Origin of the sequence: Micromonospora sp. NBC_01796 (assembly GCF_035917455.1) — a bacterium.
In the GTDB taxonomy this organism is placed as follows: domain Bacteria; phylum Actinomycetota; class Actinomycetes; order Mycobacteriales; family Micromonosporaceae; genus Micromonospora_G.
Map to the genome: position 1 here is coordinate 6,496,357 of NZ_CP109078.1, position 16,323 is coordinate 6,512,679.

A 16,323-nucleotide genomic window follows, 5' to 3' on the forward strand; every position below is an offset into this window, starting at 1 on the left:
CGTCACGCGTGCCTGGTGGAGCGCGACGGGATCCGGTCAGCGGTCGGCCAGCCCGGCGAGCCGTCCGACCACCCGGCCCCGGGCGGTCGGGTGGCTGGACAGCAGCCGGAGCGCCGCGTTGCGCAGCGGGCGCAGTGCGGGCGGGGTGGTGGCGATCCGGGTGAGCCGTTCGGCGAACCCGACCATCTCCCGCGCCACCGACCGGCGGCTCGTCGCGTACGCGTCGAGCACGGTTTCGGGGGCGCCGGAGAGGACGTCGGCCAGGGCGTCCGCGAGCGCCGCGCCGTCGCGCAGGCCGAGGTTCATGCCCTGTCCGCCAGCGGGGCTGAACACGTGCCCGGAGTCCCCGGCGAGCAGCACCGGACCGGCCCGGAACGACTCCGCCACCCGGTGGTGCACCCGGAAACGCGAGCCCCAGACCAGTTCGGTCACCGTGCTGCGTCGTGCGGCCGGGCCGCGGGCGTCGAGCAGTGACTGCGCGTACGCCACGTCGGGGTGTTCCGGCGGGTCGTCGACCTCGGCCACGATCCGGATGCTGCCGTTCGGCAGTGGTGCCCAGACCAGCAGTCCGGTGTGGGAAAAGAAAAGCACCAGTTCGTCGCGGGGGAGTGTGGTGTCGACCCGGATGTCGGCGAGGACGAACGACTTCGCGCTGTCCGTACCGGGGAAGTCGATGCCGGCCTGTTGCCGGACGGTGCTGTGGATGCCGTCCGCGCCGACCACGTAGCGGGCGCGGACGGTCTCCCCGCCGGCGAAGGTGACCCGGCTGCCGGGTCCGTCGGCCGCCAGGCCCACCACCGGGTACGGCCGGAGCACCCGACCGCCGAGCGCGGTGAGCCGGTCGAGGAGCACCTTTTCGGTTACCGACTGCGGCACCAGCAGCACGTACGGGAACGGGGTCGGCAGGCCGTCGAAACGCATGGTCAGCAGGGTCCGGTCGTGATCTCGGAGGGTGACCCGGGTGGCGGGGACGCCCTGCTCCACCAGTGGTCCGGCGGCACCGAGGGTGGCCAGCACCTCGAGCGTCCGGGCGTGTACCCCGTTGGCGCGGGAGGTGTTGTGGCCCTCGGCCACCCGGTCGACCACGGTGACGTCGACGCCGCGCCGAGCGAGGGCCACGGCGGTGACCAACCCGGTCGGACCGGCACCGACAACGAGTACGTCGCAGTTGCTGGGCAGCATCGTTACCTCCGGCAGAGCCAATGCCAACACTTGTTTGCCAACGCCTGTTGACAACGGTAGGTGTGTGTTGACGTCGATGTCAACGGCCGTTGGCCTACACTCGTTGACATGTCTCCGCGTGATCGAGGTGCGGCCTCGGCCGCCGCAGCCCCCGGCGCCGGGTCCGGGCCGGCGGCGGCTGATCCGGCGGCGCCGCCGCGCCGGTCCGACGCCACCCGTGCGGCGATCCTGCGGGCAGCCCGCGAACGGTTCGCCGCCGACGGCTACGACCGGGCCACCATCCGGGCGATCGCCACGGACGCGGCGATCGACCCGTCGATGGTGATGCGTTACTACGGCAGCAAGGAACGGCTGTTCGCCGCCGCCGCCGAGTTCGACCTGCGGCTGCCGGACTTCGGCGACCTACCGGCGGACAGGATCGGGTCCGCGCTCGTCGCGCACTTCCTCGACCGGTGGGAGGAGGACGAGACGATGATCGCCCTGCTCCGGGCGGGGGCGACCAACCCTGCGGCGGCAGAGCGGATGCGGCAGATCTTCGCCGACCAGGTCGCTCCGGCGATCGGTGCCTTTGCCGTACGCGTCGGGGTTCCCTCGCCCGGCGGGGATGCGGCGCTGTCAGCCGAGCAGCGGGCCGGCCTGATCACCAGCCAGGTGCTCGGCCTGGCGCTGACCCGCTATGTTCTCCGGCTGCCGCCGGTGGTCGGGATGGACCGTGCGGTGCTGGTCGACTGGCTCGGCCCCACCATCCAGCGCTACCTGCTCGGGCGCCCGTAGCCCGACGGTCGGAAACTTCCCCACGACGGGTACGACGTCGGTGCCGAGTCGTTCGAGCACGTCCAGGCGTGGTAGCTGCGGCACCGCGCCGATCGCCACGTCGAGCCCGAGTTCGCTGAGCCGGCCGAGTTCGTCGATCAGCTCGCCGGTCTTCTCGCCGTTGTCCCCGATGTCCATGAACTGGTAGACGGTCTTGGTGATCTCGTCGTAGTCGCGGCCCTCGTTCTCGCAGTGCTGGCGGAGTACGTCGAGCTTGCGGGGCAGTTCGGGGGTGTTGAACAGGTTGCACGCCTGCGCGTACTTCGCCACCAGTCGCAGGGTCTTCTTCTCCCCGCTCCCGCCGACCATGATCGGCGGGTGGGGCCGGGCCAGCGACTGCGGCGAGTTCAGCAGGCGGGTGGCCTCGATGTGCCGGCCGGAGTAGGGACCGTCGTCGTCCGACCACATACCGAGCACGAACTGGAGGGTCTCCTCCAGCAGCTCGAAGCGCTCGGCGAGCGGCGGGAATCCGAAACCCAGCCCGCGCGACTCCTCCTCGTTCCAGCCGGCCCCGAGGCCGAGCACCGCTCGCCCCCCGGACAGTACGTCCAACGTCGTCACGATCTTCGCGAGCAGCCCGGCCGGCCGGTGGTGTACGCCGCTGATCAGGGTCAGGAGTTTGACGCGCTCGGTGTGGGCGGCCAGGAACCCGAGCGTCGTGTACGCCTCCAGCATCTCGGCCTCGGTCGGCCCGACGGTCGGGATCTGGAAGAAGTGGTCCATCAGGGCGAGATACTCGAAGCCCGCCTGGTCCGCCGTACGGGCGACCGCCGCCAGGTCGCTACCGAGACCGGCCGGCCCGTTCGGCCAGGTGAAGGTGGCGATCTGCATACCAAGCAACATGGAGTACCACGCTTTCCCTTTTATCCGCTGATTGCTCTCATAGAACACCCGTTGGTGGCTCTCCGTGGTCAGGTGGCGCCCCACCGTCGCGGCGTGTCGCCGACGGCGGGACGGCAGACGGCCCGGACGGCAGACGGCCCGGAAATGTCCCAGCCGCGTGCGATGCTGGCCCCGCCCCCGATCGGAGCACTCCCACCGCAACCAGTACGAGGACGCGCATGCCCACCGCCGACGAACTCATCAGCACAACGACGGTGACCCACCTCGTGCGCGTACTCGCCGACGTGGCGCCGCGGCGCCGTTGGGACGGTGTCGCCGCGAGTGGCGCGGCGCTGGTCGGTCTGACCCTCAGTGAACGGGCGCTGGCCATCCGCGACGCCCTGCTGGCCGATCTGCCCGACTCCTACCGGTCCTCTGCGGCGATCCTGCGCGACGCCCTGGCCGACCCGTCCTTCACCGGCTGGATGATCTGGCCGGTCACCGAGGCCGTCGCGGTACGCGCACTCGCCTCACCCGAGGCCGGTGACTTCGAGTCCGGGCTCGGCCTGCTCGCCGAGCTGACCGGCCGGCTCACCGGCGAGTTCGCGCTGCGTACGTTCCTCAACGCCGACCTCGACCGGACCCTGGCGACCGTCATCGGGTGGACTACCCATCCGGACGAACACGTACGCCGGCTGGCCAGCGAGGGCACCCGGCCCCGGCTGCCGTGGGCCAAGCGGGTTCCGGAGCTGACCCGGCGCCCCGACGCCACCGTCGCGATCCTCGACGCCCTCTACCGGGACGAGGTCGAGTACGTCCGACGCTCGGTGGCGAACCACCTCAACGACCTCAGCCGGCTCGATCCGGAGCTGGCGGTCACCACCGCGACGCGCTGGCTGGAGCGACCCGAGCCGTCCACCCCGCGCCTGGTCCGGCACGCGATGCGCACCCTGGTCAAGGCCGCCGACCCCGACGCCCTGGCGCTGCTGGGCTTCCCGCCCCCGGTCGGGGTCGTGGTCACCGGCCCGCACCTGGACAGGACGGCCGTACCCCTCGGGGGTGAGGTCGGCTTCGAGATCGTGGTCGGCAACAACGGCGACCGGGACGCCAACCTCGTCGTCGACTACGTCGTGCACTTCCGCAAGGCGAACGGGAGCCTGGCGCCGAAGGTCTTCAAGCTGGCCAACCGGGTCCTCGCACCCGGACAGCAGCTCACGCTGAGCCGCCGGCACTCCTTCAAACCGATCACCACCCGCCGGTACCACCCCGGCCAGCACGCGATCGAGGTCCAGGTCAACGGCGTACGGTCCGGAATGGTCGACTTCGACCTCGGCTGATGCGGCGACTGCCCGGCACCGGCTACCGGTTGCTGGGCACCTGGCCCGACGCCTGTCGGACCTCGTCGTCGCCACCGGCCGACTCACCCGACCGGGGACGCAACCGGACCTTCGTGATCGCGTGTCCGGTCACCTCGACCACCGCCGCGGTGAACGCCGGCACCTCGATGGTCTCGCCGGGCGCGGTCGGGATGTGACCGAGGCGGGCCAGTACCAAACCGGCGATGGTGGTGTAGTCGCCGTCGTCGGCCTCGTCCAGGTCGAGCCCGAGATCGGGCAGGTCGTGGATGGGGAAGGTGCCGGAGAGCAGCAGGGTGCCGCCCGGCTCCCGGATCACCGCCTGGACGTCCCGGTCGGTTTCGTCGTAGATCTCCCCGACGATCTCCTCGATCAGGTCCTCCATCGTCACGATGCCGTCGATCGAGCCGCGCTCGTCCACCACCAGGGCGAACTGCTGCCGTTGCTGGCGCATCTGCCGGATAGCGTCGGTCACGCCCAGGGTCTCCGGCATGAACAGCGCCTCGGACGCGTGGTCGGCCACCACGCCGGTGCCGTCGAGCAGGTCCCGCAGGTGCACCACCCCGACGACGTTGTCCAGACCGGCCCGGGTGACCACAGGTGCCCGGGACTGACCCGACTTCGCGAGCACCCGCAGCCCCTCGGCGGTCGGCATGTCCGCCGGCAGGGTGGTCACCTCGCCCCGGGGCACCAGGATCTCCCGCAGGATCCGGTCGGCCACCTCGAAGGCACCGCTGATGATCGTCCGGTGTTCGGCGGTCAGGCTCGGCTGCGCGGCGACCATGTCCCGCAGCTCCTCGGCGGTGACCTCCTCCCTGCCCCCGTCGGGGTCGGCGCCGGTCAGCCGTACGACCGTGTTCGTGGCCCGGCTGAGCAGCCACACCGCCGGTCGGGAGAACGTGGAGAGCATGTCCAACGGGCGGGCCACGACCAGCGCCCAACCCTCGGTACGTTGCATCGCGATCCGCTTCGGGGCCAACTCGCCGAAGACCAGGGTGAGGAAGGTCAGCACGATGGTCACCAGGACGATCGAGACCGGCTCGGCGGCCGACCCGAGAAAGCCCAGCGGCTCGACCAGCGGCGCGGAGAGCGAGACCGCGGCGGCGGCCGAGGCGAGGAAACCGGCCAGGGTGATGCCGATCTGGATGGTGGCCAGGAACCGGTTCGGATCCCGGGCCAACCGGGCCAGTACCCGCCCCGTACGCGACCCGCGCTCCAACCGTTGCAGCTGGCTCTCCCGCAACGACACCAGGGCCATCTCGCTACCCGAGAAGACCGCGTTGACCAGCACCAACACTGCTACCAGCGCCACCTGAAACCCGTAGCCACCCACGCCGCGACGCCTTCCTCACCTGACTGGTCGAAGCACAAAACTAACCGGCCGCACCGTCATGCCCAATCCAGCCGGGAACCACGCCCATCGTACGCATCGACGTGGCTCTACTCCGTGCTCGACAGCCCGTTCACACTGGGATTGAGCTGGCCCGCCGCGCGGGTGGACAGGCGCGGCAGACATCGAAGGGAAGGAACCGACATGGAGATCAGTGGCATCTTCACCGCCCTCGTCATCGGCCTCGTCATCGGCGCCCTCGGGCGTCTCGTCGTACCCGGGAGGCAGAGCATCCCGATCTGGCTCACCCTGGTCATCGGCATCCTCGCCGCCCTGCTCGGCACGATCATCGCCGGGGCGATCGACGTCGCCGACACCGACGGTGTCGACTGGATCGAGATCGCCCTGCAGGTCGGCCTCGCCGCCGTGGGCGTCGCGCTGGCCGCGGGTGCGTACGGCCGACGTACGCCGTGATCGGTAACGACGGACAGCACGCTCCCGGAATGCCCAGCACCGATTCCGGGAGCGTCGCCGCCGCACGCTTCTCGCGGCCCCTCCGGTCCTACCGGCCGTTCACCCTGGAAGGGAACCGCTCGTCCAGGGAAGGAAACGGAGCCGGACCGCGCGCCACAGGGTGCTTGGCCGGGCAAGCGCGGTCGGGTGGTCGAGCATCGTGGTCACCCGGGCCAGCCGGTCGTTGATCACGCCGTCGGTCATCGACGCGCGGAACAGCAGGTCGGTGAACCACCTGATCAGCCGGTACCCGCGCGGGTACGGCCCGTCGACGTGCGGCAGGTCGAGGTCGGCGAAGGTGGAGATCTGCCAGGCGGCGTCGACGATCACCCGTACCCGGTCGAAGTAGGCTCGCGCCGGCTCGTGCAGTGCCGGATCCGACCGCAGGTACGCCGACAGGCAGGAGGCGTGCAGTGCCGCCGAGGTCATGCCCTGACCGTAGATCGGATTGAACGACGCGACCGAGTCCCCGGCGGCGACCAGTCCGGCCGGGAGCCGGTCCAACTCGTGGAAGTCCCGCCGGCGGCTGTCGGCCTGGTGGTACGTCGCCACGTCGCCGATCCGCTGGCCGTGCTCGGCGATGTCCCGGAACGCCTTCGGGAAGTGTTCCCGGCAGCGGTTGGTGAAATCCTCGACGTCGCGGGTGGGTCGGTCGTTGTCGTAACCGGCGACCAGCATGATCCACTGGTCGTTCTCGACCGAGTTGATGCCGCCGATGCGGGCGACCCGGCCGTCCCCCGGAGTCGTCTGCGCGACCGCCACCCAGGCGTCGCTCACCTGCTCGTCGCGCTTGTAGAGCGCGGTGGCGTAGTTCAGTTTGATCGGCATCCGGCGCATCGGGGGGCGCGTCCACCCGGAGTTGTCGAGCCAGTCGCCGAGCCGGCTGGAACGCCCCATCGCGTCCACCACCAGATCCGTGGTGACCGTCACCGGCTCGGTCCCGCCGTCCGGGACGTACCGGGTAGCGGCGACCCGGTTGCCGTCGAAGACCAGCCCGTCGGCGCGACCGGGCACCATGGTGATGTTTCCGATGGCCAGGGTGCGTTTCCGGACCAGCGCCTCGAGGAACGGCCGGGTGGTGATCAGCCCCGGGACCTGCGGCCGGGACATCGGCGCCGTACGCAGCACCCCGTTGAGGAAGACCTTGCCCGTACCCCCGGTCGGCAGCGGCGCGCCTGCCTGGAACGCCTCCTTCGCGAAGCCGGGGAACCACCGCTCCAGTTGCGCCTGTCCCGCCGGCAGCAGCGCGTGCACCTGACTGCCCTGCGGTACGCCGGGACGCGGCCCCACGTCCACCTCGGACGGATCCCGCTCGATGATCAGGACTTCCTCGGCGTGGTCGCTGAGCACCCGTGCGGCCATCAACCCGGCGATGCTCCCACCCAACACCACCGCCCGCCGCATGATCACTCTGGTGTCGGTGGGCCGTTCCGACGTTGTTATCTGGGCGAAAAGCCGTGACGCTGAGGGCGGCACTCGGCACTCCTTCTCCGAAGCGGAATCCGCCACCCGGAAGTCGGTTGCCACTGGCCCGTGCCCCGCCTTCGGTCACAGTGGGTCACCGACTGACCGCGCAGCGGGAACTTGACGGAGACTATCACTGGCTGAACGTCCAGGCGACGTACTGGCGTCTATGTCGCGCGTCGCGTCGACCCTGCCTATTGCCGGCTCAGGAAGCGGCGCTCGCCGCGGCGGCCTGCTGGTTCCACATGGTGATGACCACGCCGAGGACGAAGATCTGCACCGGAAGCGGCAGACCGGGTAGATCGGCGACGATGTCTCCCCGCAAGGAGCTGGTCCTGCGTACCGACCCGACCCGAACGCCGCCTGCATGCAGTTCCTGCTCGCTGCCCCAGAACGACGCGCGCCGGAAGTGGTGGGTCCGGCCGCCGGCCCCGACCGTCCACCGCCTGCGGCCCACCCGCTCGGCCGAGGCGACCGTACGGTCGCCCTCGTCAACCAGGTTGAACCGGCTGCCCCACGTCTTGCCGCGCACCTCGTAGTGCCGGCCGTCGAGATCGAAACCGCCACCACTCTTCCAGAACGCACCGTCCCAGGTGGTGACCGCGCGGCCGTCGACGCTGATCTCGTAACGGCTACGCCAGACGCTGGTTTTTTGCGCCTTCAACATGTCGCCAGGCTAACCCGACCGGTCATCCTGCCCCGTTCGGTAATCCCTGAACATCAATGACATGGTGGATGCTTACAACTCCTAACGGAATGATGGTGGGCGTATCCGGTAGGGGGCTGAGGGTCGTTCCTCCTGAACGTGAGGAGGGGTGAGCAGCCGCCGTGGATCGTCGCGGACGAGTTGTGGGCCGAGATCGAACCACTGCTGCCACCCCGGTCGCTACGGCGGACCCGGTTCCCGGGTCGTAAGCAGGCGGCTCCGTTGCGTTGAGCGTCGCCGAGATCGAGGCAGACTTGAGCTCTGAAGTCATCGACCCGACCTGACCCATGGCTTCCTCCGAAGTCGGCGCTTGACGGGTCGACCCGGCCCGCGAGACTGGTACGGTGATCAAGACGCGGCGGCCCGAGAGCTACGTCGACGTCTTCTACGTCGGGCACTACGTCTGCGAGGCAACACTGTGGTGATGGACCTGACCAGCATGGTGGGTCCGGTTGCCACGCCGTTTGTCGACTTCGCGGCCGGCCTCGTCGTGGCCCGGGGCTGCGCCATGGACCTCGTCGCGCCCGGGATGTTCGTGCTGGTTCCGCCCGGGAAGTCTGGCCCCAGGACCGCCGGGCACCCGGTCGGCGTGCCGGCCTGAGGACCGAGGCATGGACGCGCGTACGCACGCGGACCGGTGGCTCGCCGCCTGGAACGCGCACGACCTGGATGCGATCATCGCGTGCTACGCCGAGGACGTGGACTTCGCGGCACCGACAGTGGTCCGCCGGTGGGGCAGGTCGGACGGCCGGTTGGCGGGTCGGGCCGAGTTGCGCGAGCACTTCGCCCGCGGCCTCGCGCTCGCGCCGGGGCTGCGGTTCGACGAGGAGGCGCTGCTGACCTCGCCGGGCGGCTACGCCCTGCTCTACCGGCGGGAGAACGGCAACCGCGTGCTCGACGTCGTCGAACTGGACGATCGGGGCGACGCCGCCCGCGTCCGCGCCTTCTACGCGGCCGAGCAGCCGTAGCGCTATGCGGCCGGGCGGCCATGTTGCGCTGCGGGCGGTCCTAGCGGGCCGGCGCAGGCAGCCGTAGCGCTGAGTGACCGGGCAAGCCGTCACCGGCGCAAACTTCACTCCTGACGCCACCACCGTCACTTTCGATGGTGTACCGGCTCCGGGGAACTGATGCGGGTGCAACCGAGCCGGACGCGTAGCCCCGTTCGAGCCGTACCGGACCCTGACCTACCGAAAGCTATTTCGACGAAAGCACGTACCGGTACTCGATCTCCTGTCCGGTCGGAGGACGCCTGTGGCGTAGTTTGGACGAATATGGACAGTTCCCGCGTATCGGCCGCACCTGGACTGCTCCGGTTGGCGGGGTCACAGCGCACGCAGGGGCTCGCGTGACCGGGCGAACCATCCCAAGTTACCCTCGTTGCCCATGAGGGGTTGGTGCTCATGAAGGGGCGGCGTCTGGCCGCAGCGGTCACCGGTGCCGTGCTCGCCGTATCGGCCACGGGGGTCACACCGCAGGAGGCCGCCAGCGCTGCGACGGCGCCGCCGGCCATCGCGACCTCGGCCGCCGCACCGGTGCCCTGCCCGGTGCCGTCGCCACCGGTGCCCCGCCCGGCCTCACCGCCCCGCCCGTCGCCACCTCCCGGGGACCCCGAGCACCGCGCAATCGGTGGCCCGGAGCTCGCGACGCCGGGACTGGTCGTCCCGGCCGGGGCGCCGAAGCCGCCGGCCGTGACCGCGACCTCGTGGGTGGTCGCCGACCTGGACACCGGTGCCGTCCTCGGTGGCTGCGGCCCCCACGAGTACAGCACCCCGGCGAGTGTGCAGAAGCTCCTGCTGGCCGCGACCGCGCTGCCGAAGCTCGATCCGAAGCAGGTGATCACAGTGACCCGCGAGGATCTCGACATCGAACCGGGCAGTTCCGCGGTGGGCCTGCTGGTGGGCGGACGCTACCCGGTGGAGACGCTCTGGCTGGGGCTGCTGCTCAACTCCGGCAACGACGCGGCCAACGTCCTTGCCCGGCTGGCCGGTGGAGACACCGGGGTCGAGGGCACCGTCGAGGCGATGAACGAGGAGGCGCACCGGCTGGGCGCGTTGCAGACCCATGCCGTCACGCCGTCCGGTCTCGACGGACCGGGGCAGTTCACCAGCGCGTACGACCTGGCGCTGATCGCCCGGGTCTGCTTCGCCAACGAGGCCTTCCGCCGGTACGCGATGACCGAGCGTACGCAGATCCCGGCGCAGGGGGCGCAGAAGGGCTTCCAGATCCAGAACGAGAACCAGCTGATCTTCCGTTACCGGGGCGCGCTCGGTGGCAAGACCGGATACACCACCCTGGCCCGGCACAGTTACGTCGGTGCGGCCGAGCGCAACGGCCGACGGTTGGTGGTGACGCTGCTCGGCGGGGAGGCCCGGCCGTTGCGCGGCTGGCAGCAGGGTGCGGCGCTGCTCGACTGGGGTTTCTCGGTGGCGGGGGACGCGTCGGTCGGCCGCCTGGTCGACCCGGGTGAGGCGACCGCCCCCTCCCCGTCACCGGGGTCCGGGGGAGCACCGGGTGAGCGCTCGTCCGCGCGTGCCACCGCCCGCGGCGAGACCTGGTTCGCGGGCCTCTCCCCGCCGGTGGCCATCGGCGTGGCGGCCGTCCTCACCGTCGCGCTGGTGCTGACGATCGTGGTCCTGCTGGTGTCGGCCCGCCGCCGCCCGCGCCGCCCGGTCGGGCGGCGCCGTCGGCCGGGACTGCTCGGATAGCGGTCGGTCCGTCACCGGGCGGTCACACGGCCGGCGGCCCACCGGCCATGATGGACGGACCGCAACCGCAGGAGGATCCGTGGAAGCTGTTCCGACCGACGAAACCGATCACGTACGGCCACGGGCGACGATCGACCTCGACCATCACTCGTCCGACTACCAGCGCCGCTGGCGCGAGATCTCCGACGACAACGTCACCCGGTGCCCGGTCGCGTACACGCCCGCGCACGGCGGGACCTGGGTGGTGTCCGGCTACGAACACCTGGTCGAGGCGCTGCGCGACTACTCGACGTTCTCGTCCTTCTACGACCACAGCGATGCCGACAGCCCGATGCGCGGTACGAGCAACCCGCCGACGCCGTACCTGAACGTGCCCCAGGAGCTGGACCCGCCGGAGTTCTTCACCTACCGGCGGTTGCTGAATCCGCCGCTGTCCCCGGAACGGTCCCGGCGGAGGGAACCGTTCATCCGCCAGGTGACCGCCGCCTGTCTGGACCGGGTGACCCCGACCGGGAGCGCCGACCTGGTGGACGCGCTGACCAATCCGGTGCCGGCGATCGTCACCATGAGCATTCTCGGCATCCCGCTGGCCGACTTCGAGCGCTACGCGCAGCCGATCCACCGGATCGTGTACAGCCCGCCGGGAAGTCCCGAGGCGGCGCAGGCCATGGTGGGCCTGGCCGAGATGATGGGGCTCATCGCGCAGTTGGTCGGTCAGCGCCGAGCCGAGCCCGCGGACGACCTGATCAGCGTGCTCGCCACCGCGACCGACGACAACGGCGCGCTGCTCCCGCTGGATCATGTCATTTCCGCGTCCGGACTGGTCATCGCCGGGGGAGTGGACACCACGACCGCGCTGGTCTCGCACGCGCTGCACTGGCTCTACCGCAACCCGGCCGAGCGGGCCCGCCTGGTGGCCGACCCGGCGCTGATCCCGGCCGCGGTCGAGGAGTTCCTGCGGGTGCTGGCCCCGGTGCAGTTCATGTCGCGTACCGCGACCCGGGACGTCGAGCTCGGCGGGCAGCACATCGCGGCCGGCGAGCGGGTCATGCTGGCCTTCGCGGCGGCGAACCGCGACCCGGCGGCCTTCGACGACCCGACCGAGGTACGCCTCGACCGGACCCCGAACCGGCACGTGGCGTTCGGTTCCGGCATCCACCGCTGCGTCGGCGCTCATCTGGCGAAGGTCCAGGCCGTGGTGATGCTGGAGGAGGTGTTGCGCCGGATTCCCGACTACGTGGTGGACGAGGAGCGGCTGCGGCCGTACCCCTCGATCAGGGCGATCAACGGCTACATCAACCTGCCCGCGACCTTCACCCCGTCGCCGGCGGTAGGTGCCACGTTCCCCGAGTGACCCACCGTCGCCGGGCGGACAATTCGGTTGTCCCCGTCGACTCGGGGCAGTACCGTGCCGGCCGTGCTGATCAGGGAGTTCGTCGAGGTCGACTGGTCGATGGTGTGGCCGATCGTGCGGGAGGTCGTACGGGAGCAGGAGACGTTCCCGTACGACCCGGGGCTGACCGCCGAGCAGGCGTACGGCATGTGGGTCGAGACACCGCCGGGGCTCACGGTCGTCGCGGTCGACGGTGACCGGGTGCTCGGTACGGCGAAGATGGGGACCAACCGCCCCGGACCGGGCGCACACGTGTCGACCGCGAGTTTCATGGTCGCCGCGGATGCCCGGGGCCGGGGCGTCGGCACGGCCCTGTGCCGGTACGCGTTGGCCTGGGCCCGGCAGCGTGGCTACGCCGGCATGCAGTTCAACGCCGTGGTGGAGTCGAACACCACCGCCGTCGAGCTGTACCGGCGGCACGGTTTCGAGGTGATCGGGACGGTTCCCCGCGCGTTCGCCCACCCGGCCCTGGGACGGGTCGGCCTGCACCTGATGTACCAGGAGTTCTGACCGGTCCCGCCCTACGCCGAGCCGAGCTGGAGCAGTGCCGCCGGCAGATCGAAGATCGAGTCGAGCCGCCGGTCGGCGGGTACGGGGGTCCGGCGGTCCGGGTCGATGAGAAACGATCGGATGCCGGCCCGTTCCGGCCCTTCGAAGTCCGCCCGGTACGAGTCGCCGACGAATACCGCCTCGTCGGGCCGGATGCCGAGTTCGCCCAGCGTCGACTCGTAGATCACCGGGTGCGGCTTGCGCCAGCCGACCTCGACGGAGAGGACAACCGCGGTCATCAGGGACCGTACGCCCAGGGCGTCGAGATGGTCGGGCACGAGCCGGAGATCGTGGGTGTTCGACACGACCGCGAGCCGATGGTCCCGGCCGAGTACGGCGAGCAGCTCGACCAGCCCGTCGAGATACCGGACCCCCGTGTTCCACTCCGTGATGTACGCGGCCAGGAAGCTCCGCGTCTCCTCGGTCGTCGGCTCCCGTCCCAGGGTCGACCGGAGGTAGGCCGTGCCCACGTCGGTGACCGAGAACTCGTGGTCGTCAACGTCACTGAGCAGGTCGAACTCGGCCCAGGTGGCCGACCATCCGGTGAGGAACCCGGCGTAGTCCACGCGCGCGCCGAAGTCGAGCAACCGGTCGTACGTTCCTCGGTGGTCGAGTGCCGTACGGCTGTCGGAGTAGGCGACCAGGGTGCCGAAGAAGTCCAGCAGGATGTGCGTCGGCCGGGGCATCGGTGGATGATGCCAGACCGCGCCGAGGCTCCGGGTACCCGCCCTCGACCCGACCCGACCCTTCACCTGCGCCGACCCGGTCGGACGGACGATAGGCTCTACCAGCCGGCCAGCGACGACCGGTATGCGACGGATATCCGAAGACAACCGGAATGCGACGGGAGATCCGAACCTTGACCGCGGGACACGAGGATGCCCGGGACGCGTCGGGCGGGGCACGCCCCGAGCTACGAGCAGACTGCACCCGATGTTTCGGGTTGTGCTGTGTCGCACCGGCCTTCGCCGCGTCGGCGGACTTCGCCATCGACAAGGCTGCCGGGCAGGCCTGCCCGAACCTGCACCAGGACTTCCGCTGCGGCATCCATCAGGACCTGCGACAGCAGGGCTTCGTCGGCTGCACCGTCTTCGACTGCTTCGGGGCCGGTCAGCGGGTCGCCCAGGTCACCTTCGGTGGCCGGGACTGGCGGCAGGCGCCGGAGACCGCGAAGCAGATGTTCGACGTGTTCGCCGTGATGCGGCAGCTCCACGAGCTGCTCTGGTATCTCACCGAGGCGCTGAACCTGGCACCGGCCCGTCCGATCCACCGGGACCTCCGTACGCTGCTCGACCGGACCGAAGCGCTCACCCGGTACGCCCCCGAGGCGGTCCTCGAACTGGACGTGGCGGCACACCGGCAGGACGTCGACGTGCTGCTGAAACGGACCAGCGAGCTGGTCCGGGCGCCGGTTCGGGGACGCCGGACCGACCGGCGGGGCGCCGACCTGATCGGGGCCAGGCTGCGCGGCGCCGACCTGCGGGGCGCGAACCTGCGGGGCGCGTACCTGATCGGGGCGGACCTCGGCCGGGCCGACCTCGGACTGGCCGATCTCATCGGTGCCGACCTGCGGGGCGCCGACCTGCGCGGTGCCGATCTCGGCGACAGCATCTTCCTCACCCAGTTCCAGGTCAACGCGGCCAGGGGCGACGAGAACACCCGGTTGCCGGCCGCGCTCGCCCGACCGCCGCACTGGACCGCCGCGGGCCCGCCGCCGGGACGGGCGTTGCTGCCGATATCCCAGCGGCGCGGTGGAGTCAGGCCCCGACGGCGGTGAATGTCCGGTATCCGACCGCAGATGACTCCGAAAGGATGGGACGCCGCCGGTTGGCGTACGTCTACTGGAAGCTCGCCCTCGGCGCGCCCTTGCCCGGCTTGATCCTGACCGGACCGCCGGCCGACGGGCGTACGTCGAAGTCGAAGATGGCGGTCGGGAGGTAGACGGTGGCGCAGGAGTTCGGGATGTCCACCACGCCGGAGAACCGTCCCTCGATCGGCGCGGCACCGAGGATCAGATACGCCTGCTCCGGGGTGTAGCCGAACTTCGTCAGGTAGTCGATGGCGTGCAGGCAGGCCCGCTGGTACGCCAACTGCGAGTCCAGGTAGCGCTGTTCCCCGTCCAGGGTGACCGAGGTGCCGGAAAAGGCCAGCCACTGGCTGTACTGGGGGCTGACGTTACCGGGCATGAAGATCGCGTTCTCGGCGACGCCGTACGTCTCCATCCCGCCCTTGATCAGGTCGACGTGCAGGTCGAGGATCCCGCCCATCTCGATCGCCCCGCAGAAGGTGATCTCACCATCGCCCTGGGAGAAGTGCAGGTCGCCCACGGAGAGGTTCGCGCCCGGTACGAAGACCGGGTAGAACACCCGGCTTCCCTTGGTGAGGTTCTTGATGTCCTGGTTGCCACCGTTCTCGCGGGGTGGTGCCGTACGCGCCGCTTCGGCCGCCACCCGGTCGAAGTCGGCGCCGGTCAGCGTGCCGAGGATCGCGTCCTGCGGCTCGGGTGGCAGGGCGAGCGGCGGCACCCGGTCCGGGTCGGTCGCCCGCAGTGCCCCTTCCCGCGCGTTCCACCTGGTCAGCAGGTCGGCGGAGGGGGCGGTGCCCATCATGCCGGGGTGGGTGATGCCGACGAAGGACACTCCCGGGATGTGCCGGGAGGTGGCCTGCTGCCCGCTGAAGTCCCAGATCGCCTTGTACGCGTCCGGGAACTGGTCGGTGAGGAAACCGCCGCCGTTCTGCTTCGCGAAGACACCGGTGTAGCCCCAGCCCTGGCCGGCGAGCGGACCGGAGTCCTCCTGCGGCAGCGGGGCGACGTCCAGGATGTCGACGATGAGCAGGTCACCCGGTTCGGCGCCGTGCACCGCGAACGGTCCGCTGAGCGCGTGCACGGTGGTCAGCGGTGCGTCCCGGATGTCCTCGGCCGAGTCGTCGTTGTGGATCGCGCCGTCGAACCACTCCCTGCAGTACACCCGGAACGTCTGGCCCGGCCGTACGGTCGCCACCGGCGGAATGTCGGGGTGCCACCTGTTGTGACCGACCTTCTCCTGGTCGGTGAACCTCTTCGTCGAGTCCAGCGGAAAGATGACCTCGGGCATCGTGTTTTCCCTTCACCCCGGAGCAAGCCGTAACTGTGTGTAGCGACCTGACCCGTGCCGTCGCGCCCGGTGTTCAGGGTCGGGGCAGGCGGAGGTGGGCCGGGTTGGTCGACCCGCGCCCACCGGGGCCCCGAACGGCCGCCGGACGGTGTCCGGGAATCCGGGACACCACCTCGGGCGCCTCCGCGCTCCGTCCGGTCCGGTCGACGGCCGCGACCAGCGGCCGGGCGATGGCGTTGACCAGTGGCGCGGTGAAGATCCTGGTGGACTCGCCGCGGCAGACGGCACAGTGGACGCTCGCCGTGGCGGTACCGATCGGGAACCGCACCTCGAACTCGCCGTCACGCGGGCAGCGATATCCGTACGTGGCCAAGCGGGTCTCCTCTCCGGGCGCCG

The 16,323-nt window shown here is 70.5% G+C and carries 16 protein-coding genes and 1 pseudogene; 9 read left to right on the top strand and 8 right to left on the bottom strand.

The genetic code is table 11. The features are described from left to right. Nucleotides 1–36 precede the first annotated feature (36 nt). Nucleotides 37–1,182: an FAD-dependent oxidoreductase gene (locus OIE47_RS29210; protein WP_326557730.1), complete on the bottom strand. Its 1,146-nt coding sequence runs from the start codon at nucleotides 1,180–1,182 to the stop codon at nucleotides 37–39. A gap of 108 nt (nucleotides 1,183–1,290) precedes the next feature. Between OIE47_RS29210 and OIE47_RS29215 the strand changes: the two genes are divergently transcribed. Beyond that, nucleotides 1,291–1,956: a TetR/AcrR family transcriptional regulator gene (locus OIE47_RS29215; protein ID WP_326557731.1), complete on the top strand. Its 666-nt coding sequence runs from the start codon at nucleotides 1,291–1,293 to the stop codon at nucleotides 1,954–1,956. A 165-nt stretch (nucleotides 1,957–2,121) separates the two neighbouring features. Here OIE47_RS29215 and OIE47_RS29220 read toward each other — a convergent pair. After that, a pseudogene (locus OIE47_RS29220) lies at nucleotides 2,122–2,838 on the bottom strand (LLM class F420-dependent oxidoreductase); the annotation flags it as partial. Between the two features lie 218 nt (nucleotides 2,839–3,056). On the opposite strand from OIE47_RS29220, the gene OIE47_RS29225 reads away from it, so the two are divergent. After that, nucleotides 3,057–4,154, top strand: a complete 1,098-nt coding sequence (locus OIE47_RS29225) for a DNA alkylation repair protein (RefSeq protein ID WP_326557732.1) — start codon at nucleotides 3,057–3,059, stop codon at nucleotides 4,152–4,154. A gap of 22 nt (nucleotides 4,155–4,176) precedes the next feature. Here the strand turns inward: OIE47_RS29225 and OIE47_RS29230 are convergent, their stop codons facing one another. After that, nucleotides 4,177–5,505 carry a hemolysin family protein gene (locus OIE47_RS29230; RefSeq protein WP_326557733.1) on the bottom strand — a complete coding sequence of 443 codons (1,329 nt, stop codon included), beginning with the start codon at nucleotides 5,503–5,505 and terminating at the stop codon, nucleotides 4,177–4,179. Between the two features lie 201 nt (nucleotides 5,506–5,706). Between OIE47_RS29230 and OIE47_RS29235 the strand changes: the two genes are divergently transcribed. Continuing rightward, on the top strand, nucleotides 5,707–5,976 hold the full coding sequence (locus OIE47_RS29235) for a GlsB/YeaQ/YmgE family stress response membrane protein (protein WP_326557734.1): 270 nt from the start codon (nucleotides 5,707–5,709) through the stop codon (nucleotides 5,974–5,976). A gap of 99 nt (nucleotides 5,977–6,075) precedes the next feature. Here OIE47_RS29235 and OIE47_RS29240 read toward each other — a convergent pair whose 3' ends face one another. Together OIE47_RS29240 and OIE47_RS29245 are read right to left on the bottom strand one after the other, a co-directional pair. Continuing rightward, complete coding sequence (locus tag OIE47_RS29240; RefSeq protein ID WP_326563275.1) at nucleotides 6,076–7,419, bottom strand: FAD-dependent oxidoreductase; 1,344 nt, start codon at nucleotides 7,417–7,419, stop codon at nucleotides 6,076–6,078. Between the two features lie 265 nt (nucleotides 7,420–7,684). Beyond that, nucleotides 7,685–8,146: a hypothetical protein gene (locus OIE47_RS29245; protein ID WP_326557735.1), complete on the bottom strand. Its 462-nt coding sequence runs from the start codon at nucleotides 8,144–8,146 to the stop codon at nucleotides 7,685–7,687. A 457-nt stretch (nucleotides 8,147–8,603) separates the two neighbouring features. On the opposite strand from OIE47_RS29245, the gene OIE47_RS29250 reads away from it, so the two are divergent. The 5 genes from OIE47_RS29250 to OIE47_RS29270 all read left to right on the top strand — a co-directional run bounded on the left by OIE47_RS29250 (nucleotide 8,604) and on the right by OIE47_RS29270 (nucleotide 12,793). Next, the gene (locus tag OIE47_RS29250; protein WP_326557736.1) at nucleotides 8,604–8,786 is read left to right on the top strand and encodes a cell division protein SepF; all 183 of its coding nucleotides are present in this window, start codon (nucleotides 8,604–8,606) and stop codon (nucleotides 8,784–8,786) included. Nucleotides 8,787–8,796: 10 nt separating this feature from the next. Then, nucleotides 8,797–9,153, top strand: coding sequence for a nuclear transport factor 2 family protein (locus OIE47_RS29255; protein ID WP_326557737.1), 357 nt, complete (start codon nucleotides 8,797–8,799; stop codon nucleotides 9,151–9,153). 432 nt (nucleotides 9,154–9,585) lie between these two features. Beyond that, nucleotides 9,586–10,890 carry a D-alanyl-D-alanine carboxypeptidase family protein gene (locus tag OIE47_RS29260; RefSeq protein WP_326557738.1) on the top strand — a complete coding sequence of 435 codons (1,305 nt, stop codon included), beginning with the start codon at nucleotides 9,586–9,588 and terminating at the stop codon, nucleotides 10,888–10,890. Nucleotides 10,891–10,969: 79 nt separating this feature from the next. Continuing rightward, a complete protein-coding gene (locus OIE47_RS29265; RefSeq protein ID WP_326557739.1) occupies nucleotides 10,970–12,244 on the top strand; it encodes a cytochrome P450 in 1,275 nt (424 codons plus the stop codon). A 63-nt stretch (nucleotides 12,245–12,307) separates the two neighbouring features. Next, complete coding sequence (locus tag OIE47_RS29270; protein ID WP_326557740.1) at nucleotides 12,308–12,793, top strand: GNAT family N-acetyltransferase; 486 nt, start codon at nucleotides 12,308–12,310, stop codon at nucleotides 12,791–12,793. An 11-nt stretch (nucleotides 12,794–12,804) separates the two neighbouring features. Here the strand turns inward: OIE47_RS29270 and OIE47_RS29275 are convergent, their stop codons facing one another. Then, nucleotides 12,805–13,518, bottom strand: a complete 714-nt coding sequence (locus OIE47_RS29275; protein WP_326557741.1) for an HAD family hydrolase — start codon at nucleotides 13,516–13,518, stop codon at nucleotides 12,805–12,807. Between the two features lie 257 nt (nucleotides 13,519–13,775). On the opposite strand from OIE47_RS29275, the gene OIE47_RS29280 reads away from it, so the two are divergent. Continuing rightward, complete coding sequence (locus OIE47_RS29280) at nucleotides 13,776–14,609, top strand: pentapeptide repeat-containing protein (protein WP_326557742.1); 834 nt, start codon at nucleotides 13,776–13,778, stop codon at nucleotides 14,607–14,609. A 61-nt stretch (nucleotides 14,610–14,670) separates the two neighbouring features. Here OIE47_RS29280 and fmdA read toward each other — a convergent pair whose 3' ends face one another. Both fmdA and OIE47_RS29290 read right to left on the bottom strand, forming a co-directional pair. Then, a complete protein-coding gene (gene fmdA / locus OIE47_RS29285) occupies nucleotides 14,671–15,927 on the bottom strand; it encodes a formamidase (protein WP_326557743.1) in 1,257 nt (418 codons plus the stop codon). A 73-nt stretch (nucleotides 15,928–16,000) separates the two neighbouring features. Then, a complete protein-coding gene (locus tag OIE47_RS29290) occupies nucleotides 16,001–16,300 on the bottom strand; it encodes a zinc ribbon domain-containing protein (protein ID WP_326557744.1) in 300 nt (99 codons plus the stop codon). Between the last annotated feature and the right edge of the window lie 23 nt (nucleotides 16,301–16,323).